This window comes from Betaproteobacteria bacterium (assembly GCA_016791345.1).
Classification (GTDB): Bacteria; Pseudomonadota; Gammaproteobacteria; order Burkholderiales; family JAEUMW01; genus JAEUMW01.
Genome location: JAEUMW010000016.1, coordinates 1 through 3,295, shown reverse-complemented (window position 1 = coordinate 3,295; position 3,295 = coordinate 1). Strand labels below are relative to the sequence as shown.

Annotated in this window: 4 protein-coding genes; all 4 read right to left on the bottom strand. The window is 66.9% G+C overall.

Annotated features, from left to right (window positions below; genetic code table 11):
• Positions 1–146, bottom strand: a 146-nt coding sequence (locus JNK68_00450) for an ATP-grasp domain-containing protein (GenBank protein ID MBL8538815.1), incomplete at its 3' end; no start/stop codon positions are given.
• A gap of 51 nt (positions 147–197) precedes the next feature.
• Entirely contained in the window at positions 198–1,259 is a 1,062-nt protein-coding gene (selD, locus tag JNK68_00445; protein MBL8538814.1) for a selenide, water dikinase SelD, read from the bottom strand.
• A 117-nt stretch (positions 1,260–1,376) separates the two neighbouring features.
• A complete protein-coding gene (locus tag JNK68_00440) occupies positions 1,377–3,152 on the bottom strand; it encodes a sulfatase-like hydrolase/transferase (GenBank protein MBL8538813.1) in 1,776 nt (591 codons plus the stop codon).
• Positions 3,149–3,295 (bottom strand): hypothetical protein (locus JNK68_00435; GenBank protein ID MBL8538812.1); only part of this gene is annotated, 147 nt, incomplete at its 5' end. The genes JNK68_00435 and JNK68_00440, both read right to left, overlap by 4 nt.

Genomic DNA, 3,295 nt, shown 5'->3' with positions numbered 1-3,295 from the left:
AGGTCGAAGCGCGCGAGGTGGACGTTGCTGGGGAACGTGAAGAGGTCGAAGCCCGCGCTGTCGCACGGAAAAAGATGACTCCAGCGCGCGAACCCCAGCTGGTCCCAGTCGAAATTGAACAGTACGGCGGTGCGCGCCTGGAGCATGAGGGCTCTTTCAGCGGGCGACGGCCGATGTCGCGCGTTGAAGGAGATCGATCACGCGGAGACGGTAATGCCGTCCCCGGCGCGCAGTTCGCCGATGACGGCGGCGCGCCCGAACCCTTCCTCGCGGAACATGGACATGACTGCCTCGACGGCATCCGCTGCGCACGCCACGAGCAGTCCGCCGGAAGTCTGCGGATCGGTGAGGAGCGCCTTCTGCACGTCGCTCACGCCTTGGAGTGAGACATCGCTGCCGTAGCCGGCCCAGTTGCGTCCCGACGCACCGGTGACATAGCCCTGCGCCGCCAGCGATTCCACGCCGGGCAACAGCGGCAGACGTGCAAACTCGACGCGGGCGCTGAGTCCGCTGCCGCGGCAGATCTCGCGCAGGTGACCCAGGAGGCCGAAGCCGGTGACATCGGTGAGCGCGTGCACCGCGTCCATCTCGGACAGACGACGCCCCGGCGTGTTCAGCTTCGTGGTGCCCGCAATCATCTCCGCATAGCCTGCGGCATCGAGTGCGTCCTTCTTCAGCGCGGCCGAATAGATGCCCACGCCGAGCGGCTTGCCGAGAATCAGCACGTCACCCGCGCGAGCACCTGAATTCGTCTTGACGCGAGAAGGATGCACGAGACCGAGCGCGACCAGCCCGTAGATCGGCTCGACCGAGTCGATGGTGTGCCCCCCCGCCACCGGGATGCCGGCCGCCGTGCAGACCGATTCGCCGCCCTCCACGATGCGACGGATGACCTCCACCGGCAACTGGTTGATGGGCATGCCGAGCAGCGCGAGCGCCAGGATCGGCGTGCCGCCCATGGCGTAGACGTCGGAAATTGCGTTGGTCGCGGCGATGCGGCCGAAGTCGAACGGATCATCGACCACCGGCATGAAGAAATCGGTCGTCGCGATTAGCGCCTGCTCGTCGTTCAGGCGATAAACCGCGGCATCGTCTGAGGTCTCGATGCCGACCATGAGCTGCGGCGGCACGACGCCGTGCGCACCCTTGAGGATCTCGCCCAGCACGCCTGGTGCGATCTTGCAGCCACAGCCGCCGCCGTGGGCAAGGGAGGTCAACCTGACGTTCTGCGTATCCTTGAGATCGCTCGGCGAATTCATGTGTTGTCCTCCAAAGGTGCGTGCCTGAGCGCAGCTCGGCGTTCGACGCGATTCGCATGTCTCCGCAGTGTGTCCTGGCGTGGGAGAGCGACAAAGCGATTGAGGCAGTATCGAGGGCTATCGGAGATGAGTCAAACGTGAAGAAGAGAGGTCGGGAACAGCACCTGCGGGGGTGGACGCGCGCTCTTCCTTCACCTCGGGCGTTGCAGCGAAGACCTTCAGAAGAATGGCGGTGAGATCGTGCAGACCGCCCAGTGCCGGGCGCACCGGCTCGAGGCCGGGGCGGAAGCCGAGCGCGACGAAGCGCTGCAGCAGTTCCGGATCGCGCGTGATCACGTGCACCGGCACATCCCAGCTCGCGCCTTCGCCGGTGACGCTGCTCGCCGGCTGGTGGTCGCCGACCAGGAGCATCACGGATTCACGCGCCTCCGGTTGTTGCAGGTAGCCGCCGAGCCAGCGGTAGGTGTACTCGAACATGCCGATGTAGCTCGGCACCTTGTCGCGCCATTCGGTGTCGACGTTGCGAAACTGTATGGCATCCTGCGGTCCGAACGGGTCGGGCGTCAGGACTCGCCGCCAGTCGCTCTGATACGGCGGCACCGGGGCAAACGGCCAGTGGGTGCTGATCGTCGGGAAGAAGAGAAAGCGCGGGGCAGAATCGGGTCGCAGCGGGTGCAACTCGTCGAAGCGCGCGACGCTGAACTGGTCGGGGATCTTCCAGTGACCGAGTTGCGGGCCGCGATAGTCGAGGCCGCGGCCGTCGAGGAAGAGATCGAAACCGTAGAAGGCGCGCTCGGGCCACTCCCAGCTCAGCGCGGGGTAAAGTCCAACGCTCTCGTAGCCGGCACGGCGAAAGAGGCTGATCAGCGTCGGACGGTCGGTGGTGAGCAGCACATGGTGACGCCGCGGATCGGCGAGGTCGATTCCCGACAGCAGGCTCATGTGGGCGAGGTCCGAGCCGCCGGCAAACGTCGGCGAGCGCACGAATGCAGAGGCTACGAGCCGCCCGCTCGCGGCGATGTCCGCAGCCAGTTGCTTGCGCGCGGGTGCGAGCGCGGAGGCGACCACGCCGTGGTCGTAGACGAGGGCGCCGTAGGATTCCAGAAAGAAGAGCTTGAAGTCGCGACCACGCAGGCCGCTGAGCGCGATCTGCGGCGGCTGCGCCATCGCCGCTTCGAGCGCAGGGGAACGCGGCAGGATCTCCGCCACGCGCCGCGGCATGAGGGCGGTGGCGACCAGTTTCGCCTGTTTCCAGTAGGTCGGCATGACGGGCTGCGCCACCAGCCACCATGTCACGCCGGGGGCGACGCCGGCAAGATGCGTGACCACCAGTGCCGCTGCCAGCAGGGTCGGCGCCCACGTCCAGCGTCGCCGCAGCGCATACGGTGCAGCTTCGCAGGCGATGGTCGTGACGGTCCAGCGCAGCGCGGCGTACAGCATCGAGAACGATGCGACCGCGACGACAATCGCGCCGAAGGTGAGCCACCACAACTGCTCGCGCAGCGACACCCAGACGAAACGCGGGAGCTGCTGACCATCCCAGTACAGATCGACCTCGCGCCCGAAAAGTCCGGGGATGGTGACATCGGCATAGCGTCCGAACACGAGCAGCATCAGCACGGCACAGATGCCGGAAAGCAGCCGGCGCGAGGGCTGCCCGCGCCACGCCACCCACACCAGCAGCCCCACCCACAGCGCGACAGCCTCCGGCGCCAGCCGGTAGTTGGGGAGGATGGCGGGGGTTGGCCACCAGTTGGTGAAACCGAGCGACGCGTTGAGAAAGAGAAGTGCGCACAGCGCGCGCCAGCCGAAGCGAGCACCCCCGGTGCCGTCGAAAACACCGGCTGCGCGCGCTGGAACAGCGGTGTCGGAACCTGCGGGAACTGCGCTCATCGCCCGCGGTCGGCAAGCCGTCCGGTCGCGATGTACCCCATGCCGAACTGCGTCGGCGTAATGCGCCAGTCGTCGAGACGCGGCGCGATGCGGTCCCACGGCGTGCGCAGCCCGCCCGGCGCACCGTTATAGGCGTAGTTCTT